Origin of the sequence: Bacillus sp. 5B6, assembly GCF_000259405.1 — a bacterium.
In the GTDB taxonomy this organism is placed as follows: domain Bacteria; phylum Bacillota; class Bacilli; order Bacillales; family Bacillaceae; genus Bacillus; species Bacillus velezensis.
This window is the reverse complement of record NZ_AJST01000001.1, coordinates 3,474,804-3,495,087: the sequence shown is the minus strand read 5'-3', so window position 1 is coordinate 3,495,087 and position 20,284 is coordinate 3,474,804. Positions and strand designations below refer to the sequence as shown.

Sequence of the window (20,284 nt, the reverse complement as noted above, 5' to 3'; positions counted from 1 at the left end):
TTAAAATCCGTTTTGATCGGAAACGGCTTTGAACCAACGGCCGCTTTTTTTGACAGTCCGTTCGCCCCCGTTTTCCAGATTGACAGATACAAAGCCGTAGCGGTTTTTATAAGCGTTTGTCCAAGACCAGTTGTCCATGAAAGTCCACAGGTGATAGCCTTTTACATTTGAACCTTCTCCGATGGCCCGATGCACCCATTTCAGATGTTCCTGGATAAATTCAATCCTGTAATCATCCTGAATGATGCCGTTTTCATCGCGGAAGCGTTCCTCGCCTTCTACTCCCATGCCGTTCTCAGAAATAAAACACTCGATATTTCCGTAATTTTCTCTGAGATTGGTGAGAATGTCATAGATTCCTTTTTCGTAAATTTCCCACCCGCGATGAGGGTTCATTTTCCGGCCGGGCATGACATACGGATCGAAGAAACGCTCAGGCAGGAAAGGGGCATGCGGATTCGGAACATGTTCTTTTGCCTTGACGCGCCTCGGCTGGTAGTAGTTCACGCCTAACAGGTCAACCGTATGCTCCTGAATGAGGCGGAGATCTTCTTTCTCATAACGCGGCAGAAAGCCTTCCGCCTTGAGAATCTCGACAAGCTCCTCAGGAAATTCGCCCTTTACGGCGGGATCTAAAAATGAGCGGTTGAAAAAGGCGTCGGCAATCCGAGACGCTTTGACATCTTCAGGATGTGAGCTTCTCGGATAAGAAGGCGTCAGATTCAGAATGATTCCGATTTGTCCGTCCTGTTTCAATTCTCTGTAGGCTTTGACAGCCCTTGCATTCGACAGCAGGGTATGGAAGCCGGCCTGCACCGCTTCTTGAAAATTAACGTGATTCGGGTAGTGAAAGTCGTATAAGTAGCCGCCTTCAATCGGCACAATCGGCTCGTTGTGAGTGAACCATTTTTTCACCTTGTCACCGAATAGCGAAAAGCATGTTTTGGCGTAATGTTCAAACGCGTCAACGGTATTCCGGCTGACCCAGCCCCCCTTACGCTGAAGGGCGAGCGGCATGTCAAAGTGAAACAAATTGACAAACGGCTCAATATGATGGGCAAGCATTTCATCGATGACGTCCTGATAAAACGCGACCGCTTTCTGATTGACCTCGCCAGTTCCGTCCGGAATCAATCTTGACCAGGAAATAGACAGCCGGAAGGAGTTGTGGCCGATTTCTTTCATCAGCCGGATATCCTCCTTGTATTGATCGTAAAAACGTGACGTGTCGCCGGGACCGACGCCGTTAAAAAAACGGCTCGGCTCTTTTTCATACCAGTAATCCCATATGTTTTGGCTTTTTCCGTCTCTGGCGGCGGCGCCTTCTGTTTGGGTGGCGGAGGCGGAAGACCCCCACCAGAATCCTTCCGGAAAACGATATTGAATATTTGATTCAGTCAATTGATTTCTCTCCCTTACTGCGATTTTGATTACATACTCATGCTGTTATCCCGGGCATGCTGCTCGGTCTCAGCTTCTTTTTCCTTTGCCATGTTTAATTTGTCCAGCGCTTTAAGAAACGGGAGCCAGATGACAAACACAATACAGAGGTTGACCAGCTGCATAATGCCGCCCATAACGGAATTGGTCGCCATAATCCCGTTAATGAATAGGGGGACGGTCCAAGGCACGGTCACGCCGGTAGGAGGGGGCACGATCCCCACCGACATGGCCAGGTAGGTGACAAGGGTGACAACCATCGGCGCGATCACCCACGGAATGATAATGATCGGGTTCATCACGATCGGCAAACCGAAAATAACCGGCTCATTGACATTGAAAATGCCCGGCGCAAGACCGAGTTTGGATATCTGTTTCATCTGTTTGCTTTTCATAAAAAGCAAGATGGCGATCACTATGGCCAATGTCATTCCGGTTCCGCCCATTCCGACGGTGTAAATCTCCATAAACGGCTTAGAAATAATATGGGGAATCTCTTTTCCCGCTGTATACGCAGCCAAATTTTCGACCTGTAATGTATTCCAAATCGGGTCCATCACGGAATTGATAATGATTTGTCCGTGAAGTCCGAAAAACCATAAAATCTGAATAAAGAAAACAGCGATTAATGTAGGAATGATGCCGCTTCCAAGTCCGACAAGCGGGGCTTGAACCGTATGATAAATGACTTCATGCAGATTGGTGTGAAAGATCTGGGTGACAGCCGCATTGATCAAGAGGAAGACGGTAAGCGTGATAAAAGCCGGAATCAATGCGGCGAACGATTTAGCAACAGCCGGAGGAACACCGGCAGGCATCTTAATCGTTAAGTTTCTCTGGACGATTCTTCTGTAGATTTCACCTGACAAAAAAGCGGTTATCATGCCGAGAAACATCCCTTTTGCTCCAAGCCGGTCAACCGGAATGACGCCTGCGACCGCTTTGCCCGTTTCCGGCTCTAAGACGAACGGGGTGAGCAGCAGAAAAGAAACCAATGCGATCGCTCCGCCGAATACGGCCTCCACTTCGTAGCTTTTGGAAAGGTAATAGCCGATCCCGAAGACGACAAAAATGGACATAATCCCCATCGTCGCCGTCGAAGCGCCGCCAAATCCGGATTGAAAGACAGACAGTGCGGAGCTGCTCATGATTTTGTTTAAAAACGGCAGGTTCGTCAGCACGACGAACACCGAACCGAAAATGGTCAGCGGAAACGCCAGCATAAAAGCATCCCGTAAGACTTGCAGGTAGCGGTTATTGTTTAATTTGCCAGCGATCGGAATAAGGAATTGGCTGATTTTCTCAAACACGTCTTCACCCCCGGCTTTCTATAAATTTTTTGATTGAAATAAGTCGAGCATTTCTTTAACGAGCTCTTTCATTGAAAGCGCTGACATTAAGTGGTCTTCAGCATGCATAAAAAGCAGAGAGACAGCCGTCTTGGCGCCGCCGGCTTCTTTTTGAATCATCTGAAAATGGATGTCATGCGCTTTCCCCAGTTCTTCTTCAGCCTTTGTCAGAAAGGTGCCTGACTCATCTGTCCGGCCGTCTTTATATGCGCGTATCGATTGAATAATATTGCTGCGGGCATTGCCGCTGTGAAGAATCAGCTGAAAACTGATCTGTTCATCCGTGTACGTTTCCATGCTTATCGCCTCCTTTATTTGTTCTCTATCAAGGCAACGGCCTGTTCGTATGCTTTTTTGCCGTCTCCCATGCCGTATGCCATCATATCAATCACATCAACGGTGATGTGAAGCGGGTCCGCCTCTTTTTGAAGCTCGCCTTTTAAAAAACTCATCTGCGGGCCGATCAGTACGACGTCTGCGTCTTTCATCGCTTCTTTTGCTTTATCCTGTCCGACTGCCCAAATCTCGGCCTCCTCACCGATGGAGCGGGCGTAATTCTGCATTTTCGTGACAAGAAGGCTGGTGGACATGCCTGAGCTGCAGGCTAATAAAATTCTTTTCATGAGGAATCCCTTCTTTCGTAAAGTTAAAACGTTTTCATGAATATTATAATCTTTTTAAATTAAATGTCTATACTTTTAAAATATAAAAGTTTTACTTTTCGGATTTTTGACACAAAAAAACCTTTTAAGATTCAACTTAAAAGGTTTTTCATCTCAAGCGAGCCATAACAGCCATAAATAGAGTCCGATCAGGGTGATAAATAACGTCGGAATGGTTAATATCAGACCTGTCTTGAAATACATTCCCCAGGAAATTTTCACGTTTTTCCGGCTCAGCACGTGGAGCCATAACAATGTCGCCAGCGACCCGATCGGCGTGATTTTCGGCCCGAGGTCAGAACCGATAACATTCGCGTAAATCAATGCTTCTCTCAGCAGCCCGTGAGTGTCCGTTCCGCTGATGGCTATGGCGTCAATCATCACCGTCGGCAGGTTATTCATAACGGAGGAGAGGATCGCAGCGATAAACCCCATTCCGAGTGTGCCCGCAAACAAACCGTGATCCGCCGCTTTCTGAATAAGCTGAGAAAGAAGATCCGTCAGTCCGGCATTCCGCAAGCTGTACACGACAACATACATGCCGACAGAAAAAAACACGATGGCCCACGGGGCGTCCTTGATGACTTGTTTCGCAGGGACGGCGGGGCTTCGCTGCGCCAGAATGAGAAAAATGACCGCGATGGAGCCGGCAACGAAGGAAACGGGTATCGACAGCAGTTCGCTGACGAAATATCCGATCAATAAAACGGCCAGCACAGCCCACGATAACCGGAAAAGGCGTTCATCCTTAATCGCGGATGCCGGATGTTTCACAAGACCGGTGTCATACCGTTTCGGAATGTTTTTTCTGAAATAGAGATACAGCACCAAAATGCTTGCCGCCAGAGAAAAAAGGTTGGGCACCAGCATGCGTGATGCATATTCAATGTACCCGATATGAAAGTAATCGGCGGATACAATATTGACCAAATTGCTTACAACGAGCGGAAGCGAGGTGGTGTCGGCGATGAATCCTCCGGCGATAATAAACGGAAAAACCAGCTTTTCAGGTAAATTCAAAGCCCGCACCATCGCCAGTACGATCGGCGTCAAAATGAGCGCCGCTCCGTCATTGGCAAACAGGGCGGAGACAACAGCCCCTAAGACCGACACATAGAGAAACATCCGCAGCCCGCTGCCTTTGGCCGCCATGGCCATATGCAGCGCGGCCCATTCAAAAAAACCGATGCTGTCAAGAATCAATGAAATGATAATAATGGCGATAAAGGCAAGTGTCGCATTCCAGACGATTCCCGTCACTTCCGCGATATCGTGCAGGCTGACTGCTCCGGCGATCAAAGCGAGGACCGCTCCGCCGCAGGCAGACCAGCCGATTGATACATGTTTCGGCTGCCATATGACAAACACAAGTGTCAGCACAAAAATCAGCGCTGATAAAACCGCAACTCCCAAGAATATATCCCCCTTACCGGCATGTAACAGTGACTTCTTTTTGCCGCAATGTCTGTAAAACTTCGTCCTTTTCATCTATCTGCTGCAGAATCGAGCAAACCAGCGCGTATTCCGGACCGGACGGATGAATGGCATAGTACCGCCACTGGCCCTCGCGTCTTTCCCGCACAAGGCCGGCGTTCTTTAATTTCCGCAAGTGCTGGCTGATGCCGGGCTGACTTATATCAAAAATAGCCGTCAGCTCGCAGACACAATATTCCTTATCCTCCAGAAGCTTCAGAATCAAAAGCCTCGTCCGGTCGCTTAGAAGCTTGAGGCACTGGCTGATCCCTTCGGAACTTAAAGCATGATGCCGCCGTTCCATGCGCTCACTCCTTTTTCACACTATTATATAAGCAGATGTTTATATAAGTAAACGGCAATATAAAAAAGCCGGTCTTGCACTTTTTGCAAAACCGGCTCATGTTTATTTTTGGAACAGTTTTTTCGCTTCATCCATTGCTAATTTATTTCCCAGTGCTGAATAATCAAGCCAAGGCTGATCGGCAATTTTATAGACGTGGTTTGCTTTCACGGCCTTCAGCCCTTTCCATACAGCGCTTTTTTGCAATTCTTTATAAGCTTGCTGTGACTTGTCGTCTCTGTTAACGACGACGAAAATCGCATCTGCGTTGTAATCAGGCAGCACTTCTTGAGAAATGACTTCATAAGGGCGGGAAGTGTTCATTTCTTTAATGCCATCAGCCGGTTTCAGCTTCAGATCGTCAAACAGAATCGGTCCCATCGGGCGGCGTGTGCTGAAGACGCGAAGCTCTTTTGCGTTCACGCGGATCGCCATGACTTTGGCGTTTTTCCCTAATTCCTTATTCATCATGGATCTGACTTGTTTTGTTTCATCTTCGTAATCTTGAATAAAAGTTTTCGCTTCTTTTTCACGGTTGACGATTTTTCCGATGTCTTTTAAATGATCGCGCCAAGTGCCTTTATCAAGGTCGAAAACGTGTGTGTTTCCGATTTTCTTGTATTTTGACACATCTTTTCCCGCAAATTCTTTATCAAGATAAATGTTGTCTGGATTCAGCTCAAGTAAAGCTTCCATATCCGGGTCTGAGGCAGGGCCGAGTTTTTTCGTGTCTTTCAGCTGATTTTTCACATGAGGGAGAAAATCTTTTAATTCTCCGCCCACGACGGAACCGGCCGGTGTAACGCCGAGAGCCAGCAGATCATTTGTCAGGTGAATGGACATCGAAGCGATTTTATGATCGCCGGATTTCTTTTTTGACTCCGGCTGTGTTGAATCGGATTGGCAGGCAGCCAATAAGAAAATACACATGAAACTGATGAGCGCAATTATTTTTTTCATGGGAATACTCCTTGTTTTATGATTTGATTTTCATGACGAGATAGAGAAAATACGGCGCGCCGATGGCTGCAGCAACCACGCCGGCCGGAATGGCGTTCGGCTGAAACAAAGACCGGCCGATGGTGTCTGCCGCGACAAGAATGACAAGTCCGATTAATCCTGCAATCGGAATAATATGCTGATGCATGGTGCCGACGAGCCGTCTTGCCAAGTGAGGGGCGGCAAAGCCGATAAAGCCGATTCCCCCGGCCATCGCAACGCTCGCGCAGGACAAGCCGACCGCTATGGCGATCAGCATGATCCTTTTTCTCTGCACGTGTGCGCCGAGCCCCGCGGCTGCCTGGTCACCGAGCATTAAAATATTCAAAGACCGGGCGTTCAGCCATGCAAGCGGTGCGAGAATGCCGATCCAGGGCAATAGCGACCACACGTGAATCCAATCCCTGCCCCAGACGTTTCCCACCAGCCAGCGGGAAGCGAATGTATAGGTTTCTTCATTCAGGCGCAGCGACATAAACAATGTAACGGCGCTGAAGCCCGCGGAAACGGCGATTCCGACTAACAGCATGCGGATCGTTAAAAAACCGTTCAGCCTGTCGTACGTAAGCACTACGATCAGCAGAGCGGCGAGTGTTCCGCCCGCAAACGTAAACAGCGGGATGAACATCGACGCCTGCGCCTCCAAAGAATGAAAGAATGTGATATACATCATCAAACCGAAGGAAGCGCCGGCATGCAGTCCGAGAATGCCCGGATCGGCAAGCGGATTTCGGGATACACCCTGCAAAATAGCGCCCGACACTCCTAAACCGATGCCGGCCAGCATCGTCACCAGAATCCGGGGAAGCCGGTAATCGAATAAAACGGTTGTGCTTTGAAACGTGCCGTATCCGAACAGCGTTTTTCCCACCGTGAGAGGAGAAAGCCGGAATGAGCCCGTATGCAGCCCGATCAGAATAATGCAAACGGCGATGACCAGCAGAATGAGTCCTGCTGCCGCCGCTTTTTTTGTTTCTTTCTGCACTTTCATTTATAAGTCTCTCCCTTCCTTGCGGGCAATATAAAGAAAGAAAGGGACACCGACAAGTGCGACCATAATGCCTATCGCCAATTCCCTCGGGGGACTGACCGTGCGTGAGGCCAGGTCAGCCAAAATCAATAGAATCGCGCCGAGTAACGCGGACATCGGAATAATCAGCCTGTACGTAACGCCGACGATCTTTCGCGCGATATGGGGAATAACCAGCCCGACAAAGCCGATCGCGCCGGCAGCGGAAACAGACACACCGGCAAGAACGACGGCGATCATTAATCCGGCGGCACGCGTCAGAGCCGTGTTCACCCCTAAATTCGCCGCCACGTCATTTCCCATTGAGAGAAGGGTGACGGACCGGCCCATGAATGTCGCGAGAATGATGAAGACCGCAATCACGGGGACAAGGACTTGTAAATGAGCCCACTTGATCCCTGACACCCCGCCGGCGTACCAGAAGGCCAAATCCTGGCTTAAATCGTAATAAATCGCCACACCGGTACTGAGTGAATGTAAAAGAGCGGCCACGACCGCTCCGGCAAGCGTCACCTTTAAAGGTGTCATGCTGCCTTTTCCCGCCGCACTGATAAAGAAAATCAAGCCGGTGCTTGCCAGTGCTCCCAAAAATGACATCACCATCAGCAGGGTGTATGACAAATGAGGGAAAAAAGCAAAGCTGAGCGCAACAACAAACATGGCGCCCGCGTTTACGCCTAAGACGCCCGAATCGGCAAGCGGATTTCTCGTGACACCCTGCATGAGGGCGCCGGCTGCGGCAAAAGCGGCTCCTGTAACGGCCGCCCCGAGCACCCTCGGAAGACGCAATTCATGAATGATCTGCTGGCCCGTTATGTTCGGATTGTAATCAGCAACAGCCGACCAAACCGTATGTAAAGTAATGTCTTTCGCGCCGAATGAGACGGCGAAAAAAATAGATACAAGCAGCCCGATCACCGCGATCAGGAAGAAAACCCCGTTTTTTAAGATGCTGATCAGACGGTTTGCGGACGTGACAGAATCGCTCAAAAATCAATTCACCTACTTTTATGATCATTGTCCGGTATTTATTGAATATGAGAATCATTTTCATTTGAACCATCATATTATACCGAGCCGATTTTCAAAACGCAATAGAGCGTTCAACAATGATGTCCTTTTTTTCTCTCATGTTTATATTGTAAAAAAGAAGTGAAAAACGTGAAAGAGGAAATAGCTATATTCAGAAAGGAGGGAGGCAAATGGCGGGAGAAGGAAAGCCTTTGCCGATTGAATTTTACCAGAGACCGTCAGTGGAGCTTGCCCCTTTATTGCTCGGCTGTCTTTTGGTGAAGGAGACGGACGAGGGAACGGCTTCAGGTTTTATCGTGGAAACGGAAGCTTATATGGGAGCGGATGACCGGGCGGCGCACAGCTTCGGCAACCGGCGCACGAAACGGACGGAAATTATGTTCCATGAGGCGGGCCGCATTTATACATACGTCATGCACACTCATACATTAATGAACGTCGTCGCCGCGGACATCGGCATTCCGCAGGCCGTGTTAATCAGGGCGGCGGAGCCTCATGAAGGACAGTTCCTGATGGAGAGCAGGAGACCGGGCAGACCCCCGAGAGAGTGGACAAACGGCCCGGGAAAACTGACGAAAGCGATGGGCATTTCAATGAACGACTACGGCGGCATGATCACGGAACCGCCGCTGTATATTACCGAGGGCTTTACGCCTGAACATATATCAACAGGCCCGAGAATCGGGATTGACAACAGCAGAGAAGCCCGGGATTATCCGTGGCGCTATTGGGTGACGGGGAACCGGTATGTCTCACGCTGACCATGTTTATAACCGCTGATAACAGGGGAAAGACAAGGTAAAAGAAAGGGGATTCAGACATTGAAAAAATTTTTCAAAACGATTATCAAATGGGCGCCCGTCATCTATCCGATCATCAGAAAAATCATAAAAGAACGGAAGGCATCTAAGCGGAACCGCATGTCCGCATCCCGAACAGCCGGCTGATCCGGCTGTTTTTTTACGGGCTTGGCATCGGATTGCCGCATTGACTTGAAATCCTCCCCATTATAGAATTTACATACATTTACCCCTTCCTCATTCTTTTTGCCTATTTTTCACGTCTGCATCTGATCTGATAGGAGGTTTTTCTCATGCTTCATGGGCGGCTTCGTGAACTTCTGCGCTTGCTTTTAGCTGCTGAAACACCGGTTACAAGCTCAGTCATCGCTGCAAATGTAAAGGTAACGACGCGGACGGTCCGCAATGACATAAAGGAACTGCAAACCATTGTAGAAAAACACGGCGCATCCATTCAATCTGTCAGAGGGAGCGGCTATAAGCTGCTGATCCGGAATGAACAGCCGTTTAAAAACTGGCTTCAGGACAATTTCCAGCAGAACAGCACCGTGCCGATTTTTCCCGATGAACGGATAGATTACCTTATGAAAAGAATGCTTCTGACCGACGGCTACCTCAAGCTGGATGACTTGGCGGAAGAACTGTTCATCAGTAAATCCACACTTCAATCTGATTTAAAAGAAGTCAAAAAACGGCTCCGCCCCTATGACATCATTTTGGAAACAAGGCCGAACTACGGCTTTAAGCTGCGCGGCGAAGAGCTCCGCCTCCGTTATTGTATGGCGGAATACTTAGTGGACGACCGCGAGCCTGAGCCTGATCTCCTGAGTGAAAAGGCCGGTATTCTGCCGAAAGACGACATTCATGTGATCCGCACAGCCATTATGAAGCAGGTTCGAAACCATAAGATCCCGCTTTCTTTCTTCGGCCTGAACAATCTCATCATCCATATCGCCATTGCCTGCAAACGAATCCGGACAGAAAACTATGTATCTCTCATTCCGGAAGATCTTCATGATATTAAGCTTGAAACAGAATATCAGTCAGCGGAAGCCATCGTAAAAGAGCTTGAATCTGCGCTTTCGGTCACCTTTCCCGAACAGGAAACCGCCTATATCGCCATTCACCTGCTCGGGACAAAGCGCATGACCCAGTCACAACTGGAAGGAAAAGAGCTTACAAGGCTGATAGACGGGGAAACCAGCCGTTTGACGGAGGCCATGATTGAAGCCATTGAGCGGGAGCTGAAGCTCGGAATCACGGACGACAATGAGCTGAAAGCGGGTCTTGCGCTCCACATTAAGCCGGCGATTAACCGAAACCGGTACGGAATGAACCTGAGAAACCCGATGCTCTCCGCCATAAAGGAAAATTATCCGCTCGCATTTGAAGCGGGAGTGATTGCGGGAATCGTGATCAAGGAGCAAACCGGCATTGATATTCATGAAAATGAGATCGGATATTTGGCGCTTCATTTCGGAGCCGCCATCGAAAGGAGAAAGACGGAACGGCCGCCTAAGCGCTGTCTGATTGTCTGTGCGTCCGGCGCCGGCAGCGCGCAGCTTTTAAGAGAAAAGCTCCGTTCCCGGTTCGCAAAGCGTCTTGAAATCGTCGGAACGGCTGATTACTGCAGCCTTGACCAGCTTTCCTTTGAGTCGATTGATTTTGTGGTCAGCACAGTGCCGATCAAAAAAGACCTGCCCGTTCCCGTATTAAAGGTTCAGACGCTGTTGGGCGGCGGCGATTTTACAAAAATCGACGCCATGCTGGAAGAAAAGCGGGAACAATTGAACTTTCTGAAACCGGAGCTGGTATTTTTGCAGCAGGATCTGGAGACGAAGGAGGACGTCATCCGTTTTCTCGGACAGCAGGTTGCAGAAGCCGGCCTCGCTTCTGATTCCCTGACCGATTCTATTTTTGAAAGGGAAGCGATTTCTCCTACGAGTTTCGGCAATCTTACGGCAATTCCGCACCCGCTCGTTCCGCAGACAGACACGACGTTTTGGGCGGTATGCACGCTGAAGAAGCCGATTGACTGGGCGGATAAGCGTGTCCAATTTGTCTGCCTGCTCTGCGTCGAGAAAGAAAGCAAAGCCGACCTCCAGCATATGTACAAATGGCTCGGCGGGATGTTAGATGATCCGGCCGCGGTAAGCCGTCTCTTAAAATGCACAACCTATCAGGAGGTTTTACGAGTATTCAGAGACAAACGATCAGAGAAAGACCGGGATACACCTTTTTTCCGTTAGCAGCGGAAAAAGCCTGAGTAGTTATGAAAGCGATTTCATAATATGATGGTATTAACATCGAGACATACAAAATATCAAACTTTCAGGAGGTCTTTTACATGAATATATTACTCGTTTGTGCAGCAGGGATGTCAACAAGCTTACTCGTCACCAAGATGGAAAAAAGCGCGCAGGAACAAGGAAAAGAATATAAAATCTGGGCGGTGTCAGGCGATTCAGTCAACCAGCATATTGATAAAGCGGACGTATTGCTGCTTGGGCCTCAAGTCCGTTATTTGCTTCCGCAGCTGAAAAAATTGGGTGAATCAAAAGGAGTGCCGGTTGAAGTCATCAATACCGTCCATTACGGCACGTGCAACGGAGCGGAGGTTCTGAAATCAGCGGAACAGCTCGGAAACGCATCGTAGAAAGGGGCGGGCCGTGTGAATAAGGTGAACCAGTTTTTAGAAGAGAAAGTCATGCCCATTGCCGGAAAAATTGCCTCCCAGCGGCATCTGCAAGCATTGCGTGACGGGATCATCCTCACCATGCCGCTTATCATCATCGGTTCGTTTTTTCTGATCATCGGCAACCTGCCGATTCCGGGATATGCGGATTTCATGGCAAAGACGTTCGGAAGCGCCTGGTCTCAAAAACTGCAATATCCGGTTGATGCGACCTTTGAAATCATGGGTCTTGTCGCCGCTTTCGGAATCGCCTACCGCCTGGCCGAAAAATACGGGGTGGACGCATTATCGGCCGGTGCGATATCTTTGGCGGCGTTTCTCTTGGCAACGCCGTACAAAGTTCCGTTTCTGCCTTCCGGCGCCAAAGAGGAAATCATGGTGGGCGGCGGCATCCCGCTGTCTCTCATGGGAAGCAAAGGGCTGTTTGTCGCGATGATCATCGCCATGCTGTCGACGGAAATTTACCGCCTGATCATCCAGCGGAATTTCGTCTTCAAAATGCCGGACGGCGTGCCTCCGGCGGTCAGCAAATCATTTGTCGCTTTAATTCCCGGCTTTGCCGTCATCTTTCTGATCTGGGGCGCGCGTTTAATTGTCGAAGCGACGCCGTTTGAAAGTCTTCATAACATTGTAAGCGTTGTACTGGGGACGCCGCTCTCGATTCTTGGGGGAAGTCTCGGCGGAAGCCTGATAGCCGAAGCGGTTCAAATGCTCTTGTGGGCGTGCGGATTACACGGGGCGAACATAGTCGGCGGCGTCATGGCGCCGATCTGGTTCGGAGCGATGGATGCCAACCGGATTGCGTTTCAGGCGGGCGATGCGCTTCCGAATATTTTCACCCAGCAGTTTTTTGAAATCTGGATCAACATCGGCGGAAGCGGCGCGACACTGGCGCTCGTGGTCACCATGTTTCTCCGTTCGCGAAGCAAGCAGATGAAGCAGCTTGGGAAACTCGCCATCGGGCCGGCCGTCTTTAATATTAATGAGCCGATTATTTTCGGAATGCCGATCGTCATGAACCCGATGCTTCTCATTCCGTTCATTATCACACCGCTTGTCACACTGGTCTTTACCTATATCGGCATGAGCACTGGCCTCGTCGCCAAACCTGCCGGCATTGCCGTCCCATGGACGATGCCGCCGATTTTCTCCGGCTATCTTGCCACGGGCGGAAAAATATCAGGGGCTGTCATGCAGGCGATTAATATCATCACAGCCTTTATCGTGTACTATCCGTTCTTCAGAATGTGGGATTCGCAAAAGCTGAAAGAAGAAAACGAACTTGAACAATCGCAGGCGCCAGCCATACAGGGAGACGAAAAAGCCGTGCTGTAGAGAAAGGGAGTGAAACACATGAATGAAAAAATGGAACAGACCATTTTTCAGATCATCCTGCATGGCGGCAACGGCAGAAGCGCATCAATGGAAGCCATTGCCGCCGCAAAGCGGGGGGACAGAGCCATGGCGGAAGAAAAGCTTCAGGAAGCCGCAAGGGAACTGACCGAAGCCCATCATTATCAGACAGAATTGATCCAAAATGAAGCCGGCGGAGAAAAAACAGACATGACGCTTTTGATGGTGCATGCGCAAGATCATTTAATGAATGCCATGACCGTGAAAGACTTGGCCGCTGAGTTAGTCGAGATTTACGAAAAAGTGAGTCTGCAAGGGGGAGCAAAAATATGACAAAAGGAATTAAAATTGTAACGATCGGCGGAGGTTCAAGCTATACACCGGAGCTTGTGGAAGGCATCATTAAGCGCTATGAGGAACTGCCAGTCAGAGAATTATGGCTCGTCGACATTCCTGAAGGCGAGAAAAAACTCAATATCGTCGGCAGGCTTGCAAAACGCATGGTCGAAAAAGCGGGTGTTCCGATAGAGATTCACCTGACGCTTGACCGGAGAGAAGCTTTGAAGGATGCGGATTTCGTAACGACTCAATTCCGCGTCGGCCTTCTTGAGGCCCGCGCCAAAGATGAACGGATTCCGTTAAAATACGGCGTAATCGGCCAGGAGACAAACGGTCCGGGCGGTTTATTCAAAGGGCTGCGCACCATCCCGGTTATTCTGGAAATCGCGAAAGACATCGAAGAGCTTTGTCCGAATGCATGGCTCGTGAATTTCACAAACCCTGCCGGCATGGTTACCGAGGCCTTGCTCCGCTACTCGAATCTCATAAAAGTCGTCGGTCTCTGCAATGTGCCGATCGGCATTAAAATGGGCGTCGCAAAAGCATTGGATGTGGATGTCAGCCGGATCGAAGTGCAATTTGCCGGGCTGAATCACATGGTCTTCGGATTAGATGTTTTCTTAGACGGCGTCAGCGTGAAAGATCAAGTCATTGAAGCCATGGGAGACCCGGAAAACGCCATGACGATGAAAAATATTTCAGGCGCGGAATGGGAGCCTGAATTCCTGAAGGCGCTCGATCTGATTCCTTGCGGCTACCACCGCTATTATTTCAAAACGAACGAAATGCTCGAGCATGAAATAGAAGCGTCACAGACGGAGGGCACACGCGCCGAGGTCGTGCAGAAGGTTGAGAAAGAACTGTTCGAACTGTACAAAGATCCGAATCTCGCCATCAAACCGCCGCAGCTTGAAAAACGGGGCGGAGCGTACTACAGTGATGCGGCCTGCAACCTGATCAGCTCCATCTATAACGACAAACATGATATCCAGCCCGTCAATACAATAAACAACGGCGCGATCGCCAGCATTCCGAATGACTCAGCGGTCGAAGTGAACTGTGTCATGACGAAAGACGGTCCGAAACCGATCGCCGTCGGTGATCTGCCGGTGTCTGTCCGCGGACTCGTCCAGCAAATCAAATCATTTGAGCGCGTCGCCGCTGAAGCAGCCGTCACGGGAGATTATCAAACGGCGCTGCTTGCGATGACGATCAACCCTCTCGTCCCGTCAGACTCCGTGGCAAAGGCCATTCTGGATGAAATGCTTGAGGCCCACAAAGAACATCTGCCTCATTTCTTTAAGTCGATTGAAGCATAAGAGCAGTAAAAAAACCCGGATTCGCTTCCGGGTTTTTTGCTTATTTTGATTCGCTTAGTGAGGCGACTTCTTTCGTCCAGCCGAACACGTCGGCTTCCGCGCCTTTTTGAATGCCTGTAATGGTATCATACAATTTCTTCGAGATCTCTCCGGTTTCACCGCTGCCGATGACAAGACTTTCATCATTCCAGATCAGTTCGCCGACCGGAGAAATGACCGCCGCCGTACCGGTTCCGAATGTTTCTTCCAATCGGCCGTCACGATGCGCCTGGATGATTTCATCGATCGAAATCTTTCGCTCAGACACAGTCAGTCCCCAATGTTTGAGAAGGGTGATGACGGAATTTCTCGTAATTCCTTCAAGAATGCTTCCGTTCAGCTCCGGCGTCACGATTTCGCCGCTGATTTTGAAGAAGATGTTCATGCTGCCGACTTCTTCGATGTATTTTTTCTCAATGCCGTCAAGCCATAAAACCTGGGAAAATCCCTTCTCTTCCGCAACCTGCTGCGCTTTCAGGCTTGATGCGTAGTTGCCGGCGGTTTTCGCGTTTCCGGTGCCGCCTTTGACGGCGCGCACGAATTCGTTTTCCACGGCGATTTTTACCGGTTTAATGCCTTCTTTGTAATAAGAGCCGACCGGGGAAAGAATGATAAACAGCTTGTACGTATGGGATGCCGCTACACCGAGGAAAGGCTCAGTCGCAATGATAAACGGACGGATATAAAGGGAAGTGCCTTCCGCTTTCGGAATCCAGTCTTTGTCGATGGCTACGAGCTGTTTCAGGCCTTCAAGAACAAGCTCTTCATCAATGAGCGGGATGCAAAGGCGGTCATTTGACTGGTTCAGGCGCTCCATATTTTTCTCCGGTCTGAACAGAAGCACTTCCTGATCCTTCGTTACATACGCTTTAAGCCCTTCAAAAACGGTTTGGCCGTAATGATAAACCATAGCCGCAGGATCCATTGAGATGGACTGATAAGGGATAATTCTCGGATCGTACCAGCCTTGATCAGCATCGTAATCCATAACAAACATATGGTCGGTGAAAATTCTGCCGAACGCAAGGTCATGGGGGTCCGGTTTCGGTTTTTTGGCTGAAGTCAATTCAACACGAATATCTTGTTTCATAATGTTCTGTCTCCCTATTGGTGTTATTGTCAAACTTATTTGAAAATAATTTATATTCTATTGTATACCTTCAACAAATATTCGCAATAGTTTTCCTCAAATTTGTGAAAAAATCAAATCACATAAAAAGCAGGGGAGAGAATGCCCCCTGCGTGTTCGTTTTTACGTATTCTGTTATCACCGTGCTCAGTGAACCGTCACCTTGCCGGTTTTGTAAAACTGCTCCATTGCTTTATCGACGTACACCCAGCCCTTCCAGGCGATATGGATGGTGTCTTTCATAAAGTACGGATCATATTCGTGCCCGGATAAGTCGGCAACCTGAAAGCCCTTCGCTTTAATTTGCTTAGTGACTTTTTTGTAGTAATCAGTCCGGCCTTTTTTCGGGAAGCCGGTGTAGTCATACCATTTTCCGTTGACCGGAATAACCACGAACATCGGCTCAGCGCCGGCATCTTTCAGAATGTCCAGCATATCCTCAAAGTCGTGATATTCGACTGATTTGGCGTATGTTCTTCCTTTGTTGATTCCTTTCACTCTCTTTACTTTCTTCTTAATCTTTTTATAAGAAGCGTCATCGATATAGAAAGGATTGGACTTGGAGCTCCGTTCTCCTAATTGAGCGGCGGCTGTTTTTAACTCTGACCACGATTTCCCTTTCAGGTTTTCAGAGATCGTCCGTTCAGGGCCCTTGGTTTCTCCCATTGAATAATAAAGATCTTTTTTCTCAAGCAGAGAATAATAAGCTTTGGCAGCCGGCATGACCGCTTTCACTTTCCATGATTGTCCGTTGACCATTCCCTTGTACAATTCAGAAAGGACGGCATCATGCTGAACGACTTTAAAACGGAGCATGCGCTTCATCATATTCTTTTTGACCGCGGGATCAATCTGGTTATTAAATGCTAAATCCAATGCCTGAAGTGATGAAAAATTCGGCGCAAAGTGCTGTTCATCAGAACCTTTTTTGATAAACCATTGCGGAGAAACAATGAATACCAGTTTTTTGCCCTTCAGCTGCTGATAATGCGCCGCAAAGTTCACGGCGTGTATCAAGGATTGGTCCCCGCCTTTTCCGACAAGATAAGGCGAAAAGCCTTGGTTGTTTACTTGGAAATAGTTGGACGGGTGAAACTCATCCAGTCTTGAAAGCTCGGAAGAACCGAAAATCGGCATATACTTCGAGTCTTCGAACATTTTGTTTTGCAGATAGAGCCCCTGGAACATATTCGGATTTAAGGCTGCCGCCGACTCTTCGACACGTTTTTCAGGAATGAAGCGCGTGAGCCATGAAGCCGGAACTGCGATAGCTCCGACAAACAGGACGAACGCTAAAATAATTGGTCCAAAGAAACGCTTTTTCATTTACTTCAACTCAGTCAGTTTGTTTACAATGTTGTTTGGCGTATTCCACTCGTCACGGTCAAATTCAGTGATCGGCACTGTAATGCCGAAGCGGTTTTCGATGGCGACCAGCAGTTCTACAGTTCCGAAAGAATCAAGCAGTCCTTCTTCAAAGATTTCAATATCAGGATTTTCTTTCACAGCGTCCTCCTGACAAACTTCAGCTAATACGTCTAATACTTCCTGTTTAAATTCCATGTGTTTTCAATCTCCTTTAGTGATGAAATGGTTTTCCTGAGAAAATATAAAATCCGAAACATACGAAATGGAATGTGATGACGATGGCTAAAAAGGCCGTAAAACGATTGGCGGGCAGCCATTTGTATTTCTTATTCCATTTCTCAAAAAAGTTATACCCGGTCATTAATACGGCGTGGTACAGGCCGTATACAATATATTGCAGGGCGAGTCCGTGCCAGACGCCCATCAGCATGAACAGCAGGAAATACCCGATGTTCGAGACGGCCATCCGGTTCTTTATCCATTTTTTCTTTGTCATCCAGAAAACAAAGCGCATAAATACGTAGTCTCTGAACCAGAAGGATAAGGACATGTGCCAGCGGTTCCAGAAGTCTTTAATGTTTTTGCTGATAAACGGCTTATTAAAGTTTTCCGGAGATTTGATACCCATGATATAGCTTACACCGACGGCAAACATCGTGTAACCCGCAAAATCAAAAAACAGGTACAAGCTGTATCCGTACATGTACAGCACATTACCCCACAGTTTGCTGTGGGTGATATGAGACAGATTCATAATGAAATACGTGTTAATCGCATATCCGATAATGAATTTGTATAAGAAACCGATAAAAATCTTATGAATGCCGGTATACAGTAAATCAGCGTATTCTCCCTTTGTCCATACTTTCTGTTCGTCCTTGGCAAATCTGCGGTATCTGTCGATCGGACCGGAAGAAATGGTCGGGAAAAACATAATAAAGTACAAAAGGCGGTGAAGCGGCATTTTTTCTTTAATCAGCCCGTCTCTCGTTTCCATGATCAGCTGGACGCCTTTAAATGTCAAATAAGAAATTCCTAAGAAACTGATCAGGTTATGAACCGGGTGATGAGGCGCCGGCGGAAAGAAAAACGGCCATAATTTAGATAAAAACAGGGGTAAAATGGACGCGATTACGGCTATACTGAAGACAAAGCCGCTGTTGGCTTTCAGTCTGTAAGCGAGATAACCCCTGATTAAAAGCACCTGCCACAGCGTAAAGATACATAGTGCGATCACGCCGTGCAGATCATGCGCGAAAATCAAAGCCAATACGATGATGGATATAAACATGTTGTATCCTTGGAATCTCTTGCCGTTCAGCCCTAAAATAATCGTCGGCAAAAGAAGGATTCCAAGTAAGATAAAGAAGAAAAACGAGCTGTAAGGCGTCATACAAGAACCTCTTCGCCAATGCGTTTACGGTCGATTTTTCCGTTCGCAGTCATTTGAATGTGATCCTGATAAATGAATTTTCTCGGAATCATGTAGGCCGGAAGCGAAGCGGCCAGTTCTTTCTTAATGGCGCTTGTCAGCTGGAATTCTTTTTCAAAATCATGTTTTTCAGGCACGATGGCGGCAATTAAATATTCGACAGGTCCGTTAGGCTGATACGGGATGACAACCGCCGTGCGCACATATTGAGACTGCCTTACATGTACTTCGATTTCCTCCAGCTCCATGCGGTAGCCGTGAAGCTTAATCTGGAAATCAAGGCGTCCTTGGCAGAAAATCTGACCATCCTGAACATAACCGGCATCACCCGTGTGATATGCCCACTGGCCGTCGATCGGGAAAAACGCTTTTTCCGTCAGAGAAGGCTCTCCGAGATAGCCTTTGCTCACGCTCGGGCCCGCGATGATGATTTCCCCTTTTTCTCCGTCCGGAAGCTTATTCCCGTTTTCATCCATGATGAAGATATCCATATCGGGTTTTGCAAAACCGACAGGCAGAGATTCATGTTCATCGATGATCTGCTGTGTAATTTCAACGGAGGTGACGGCAACCGTTGTTTCAGTCGGGCCGTATGTATTGAATACACGGGCCTTCGGAAAACGGTTTAACAGCTCCTGTGCCACGGCAGCCGGAAGCGCTTCTCCGCAAAACATAAATACTTCTGCCTCAGGCAGGAGCTCCTGCGTAAAGCCGGGGTCCATCAGACACATTTGGACGAAAGACGGCGTCGATGTCCAGACGTTCAGTTTGGATTTCTCCAGCTCTTCAAATAGTACTTTCGGTTTATTGATTTTGTCTTTCGTTACGCAATGCAGCGTACCTCCCGTTTGAAGCGACGGAAAAATGTCCATGACAGATAAATCAAAAGAAAACGGCGCTTGGTTTAAGAATGTCTTACCCTCGCCCACAGGAAAATCCCTGCAGATCCAGTCAGTGAAGCTTTGCAGGTTATCAGCCGATATCTGCACGCCCTTCGGATTTCCCGTGCTGCCGGACGTGTAAATAATGTAAAACGTATCCAGCTCTTTTACCCAGTTCTCACGGCTGAGGTCTGCATCTCCGTCAGCTGCAAGCTCTTCGGGCGTAACGGTTTTAATCAGATTGCTTCCCGTATCGACTGCATCTCCCGATACGCTGATAAGCAGCTCTGCGCCTGAGCTTTCAATGATTTTGACGATCCGCTCCGCCGGAATGGAAACATCGACAGGGATGTAAGGGCGGCCCGCTTTGACGCTTCCTAAGAAAGAAACGATCATATTCGGCTCCATATGTCCGTAAACCAGGACAGGCGCTTTCGAACCGTCAGCTGTATGTTTTTGAATGCCGGACGCAACCCGCTCCGACAAATCCCATAATTCCCCGTAAGTGAGGGAATGATCTAAGGAACGAAACGCTTCGGCCTGCGGCTTGGCGTCTGCGTATGTTTTTATAGCATCAAGTAGTTTCATAGTTATCCTCCCC

The 20,284-nt window shown here is 48.5% G+C and carries 21 protein-coding genes; 7 read left to right on the top strand and 14 right to left on the bottom strand.

Annotation, left to right across the window (positions count from 1 at the left end):
• From MY7_RS16810 to MY7_RS16770, 9 genes are all read right to left on the bottom strand, one after another.
• Positions 1–1,401, bottom strand: coding sequence for a glycoside hydrolase family 1 protein (locus MY7_RS16810; RefSeq protein WP_007614676.1), 1,401 nt, complete (start codon positions 1,399–1,401; stop codon positions 1–3).
• Positions 1,402–1,430: 29 nt separating this feature from the next.
• Positions 1,431–2,750: a PTS cellobiose transporter subunit IIC gene (celB, locus tag MY7_RS16805; protein WP_007614674.1), complete on the bottom strand. Its 1,320-nt coding sequence runs from the start codon at positions 2,748–2,750 to the stop codon at positions 1,431–1,433.
• Positions 2,751–2,768: 18 nt separating this feature from the next.
• A complete protein-coding gene (locus MY7_RS16800; protein WP_007614672.1) occupies positions 2,769–3,086 on the bottom strand; it encodes a PTS lactose/cellobiose transporter subunit IIA in 318 nt (105 codons plus the stop codon).
• 14 nt (positions 3,087–3,100) lie between these two features.
• Complete coding sequence (locus MY7_RS16795) at positions 3,101–3,412, bottom strand: PTS sugar transporter subunit IIB (RefSeq protein WP_007614670.1); 312 nt, start codon at positions 3,410–3,412, stop codon at positions 3,101–3,103.
• Between the two features lie 153 nt (positions 3,413–3,565).
• A complete protein-coding gene (locus MY7_RS16790; protein ID WP_007614668.1) occupies positions 3,566–4,864 on the bottom strand; it encodes an arsenical efflux pump membrane protein ArsB in 1,299 nt (432 codons plus the stop codon).
• A gap of 13 nt (positions 4,865–4,877) precedes the next feature.
• Complete coding sequence (locus MY7_RS16785; RefSeq protein ID WP_007614667.1) at positions 4,878–5,228, bottom strand: ArsR/SmtB family transcription factor; 351 nt, start codon at positions 5,226–5,228, stop codon at positions 4,878–4,880.
• A 102-nt stretch (positions 5,229–5,330) separates the two neighbouring features.
• Complete coding sequence (locus tag MY7_RS16780) at positions 5,331–6,227, bottom strand: ABC transporter substrate-binding protein (RefSeq protein ID WP_007614657.1); 897 nt, start codon at positions 6,225–6,227, stop codon at positions 5,331–5,333.
• 16 nt (positions 6,228–6,243) lie between these two features.
• Complete coding sequence (locus MY7_RS16775; protein WP_007407745.1) at positions 6,244–7,257, bottom strand: FecCD family ABC transporter permease; 1,014 nt, start codon at positions 7,255–7,257, stop codon at positions 6,244–6,246.
• Positions 7,258–8,256, bottom strand: a complete 999-nt coding sequence (locus tag MY7_RS16770) for a FecCD family ABC transporter permease (protein WP_050585487.1) — start codon at positions 8,254–8,256, stop codon at positions 7,258–7,260.
• A gap of 242 nt (positions 8,257–8,498) precedes the next feature.
• Between MY7_RS16770 and MY7_RS16765 the strand changes: the two genes are divergently transcribed.
• The 7 genes from MY7_RS16765 to licH all read left to right on the top strand — a co-directional run bounded on the left by MY7_RS16765 (position 8,499) and on the right by licH (position 14,834).
• The gene (locus tag MY7_RS16765; protein ID WP_007614654.1) at positions 8,499–9,089 is read left to right on the top strand and encodes a DNA-3-methyladenine glycosylase; all 591 of its coding nucleotides are present in this window, start codon (positions 8,499–8,501) and stop codon (positions 9,087–9,089) included.
• 51 nt (positions 9,090–9,140) lie between these two features.
• Positions 9,141–9,275, top strand: coding sequence for a hypothetical protein (locus MY7_RS20050; RefSeq protein WP_369719122.1), 135 nt, complete (start codon positions 9,141–9,143; stop codon positions 9,273–9,275).
• Between the two features lie 146 nt (positions 9,276–9,421).
• Complete coding sequence (gene licR / locus MY7_RS16760) at positions 9,422–11,377, top strand: transcriptional regulator LicR (RefSeq protein ID WP_007614653.1); 1,956 nt, start codon at positions 9,422–9,424, stop codon at positions 11,375–11,377.
• A gap of 98 nt (positions 11,378–11,475) precedes the next feature.
• Entirely contained in the window at positions 11,476–11,784 is a 309-nt protein-coding gene (gene licB / locus MY7_RS16755) for a PTS lichenan transporter subunit IIB (protein ID WP_003150863.1), read from the top strand.
• 15 nt (positions 11,785–11,799) lie between these two features.
• On the top strand, positions 11,800–13,158 hold the full coding sequence (gene celB / locus MY7_RS16750) for a PTS cellobiose transporter subunit IIC (protein WP_007614652.1): 1,359 nt from the start codon (positions 11,800–11,802) through the stop codon (positions 13,156–13,158).
• 18 nt (positions 13,159–13,176) lie between these two features.
• A complete protein-coding gene (gene licA, locus MY7_RS16745) occupies positions 13,177–13,509 on the top strand; it encodes a PTS lichenan transporter subunit IIA (RefSeq protein ID WP_003150867.1) in 333 nt (110 codons plus the stop codon).
• Positions 13,506–14,834, top strand: coding sequence for a 6-phospho-beta-glucosidase LicH (licH, locus tag MY7_RS16740; RefSeq protein WP_007614651.1), 1,329 nt, complete (start codon positions 13,506–13,508; stop codon positions 14,832–14,834). Before licA ends, licH begins: the two co-directional genes overlap by 4 nt.
• A gap of 40 nt (positions 14,835–14,874) precedes the next feature.
• Here licH and MY7_RS16735 read toward each other — a convergent pair whose 3' ends face one another.
• The 5 genes from MY7_RS16735 to dltA all read right to left on the bottom strand — a co-directional run bounded on the left by MY7_RS16735 (position 14,875) and on the right by dltA (position 20,271).
• Complete coding sequence (locus MY7_RS16735) at positions 14,875–15,966, bottom strand: branched-chain amino acid aminotransferase (protein WP_029325756.1); 1,092 nt, start codon at positions 15,964–15,966, stop codon at positions 14,875–14,877.
• A gap of 183 nt (positions 15,967–16,149) precedes the next feature.
• Complete coding sequence (gene dltD / locus MY7_RS16730) at positions 16,150–17,328, bottom strand: D-alanyl-lipoteichoic acid biosynthesis protein DltD (protein ID WP_007614648.1); 1,179 nt, start codon at positions 17,326–17,328, stop codon at positions 16,150–16,152.
• The gene (gene dltC, locus MY7_RS16725) at positions 17,329–17,565 is read right to left on the bottom strand and encodes a D-alanine--poly(phosphoribitol) ligase subunit 2 (RefSeq protein ID WP_003150875.1); all 237 of its coding nucleotides are present in this window, start codon (positions 17,563–17,565) and stop codon (positions 17,329–17,331) included. It lies immediately after the preceding gene.
• Positions 17,566–17,581: 16 nt separating this feature from the next.
• A complete protein-coding gene (dltB, locus tag MY7_RS16720; protein ID WP_007614640.1) occupies positions 17,582–18,763 on the bottom strand; it encodes a D-alanyl-lipoteichoic acid biosynthesis protein DltB in 1,182 nt (393 codons plus the stop codon).
• Positions 18,760–20,271 carry a D-alanine--poly(phosphoribitol) ligase subunit DltA gene (gene dltA / locus MY7_RS16715; protein ID WP_007614638.1) on the bottom strand — a complete coding sequence of 504 codons (1,512 nt, stop codon included), beginning with the start codon at positions 20,269–20,271 and terminating at the stop codon, positions 18,760–18,762. The genes dltB and dltA overlap by 4 nt, the downstream gene beginning before the upstream one ends.
• Positions 20,272–20,284 lie beyond the last annotated feature (13 nt).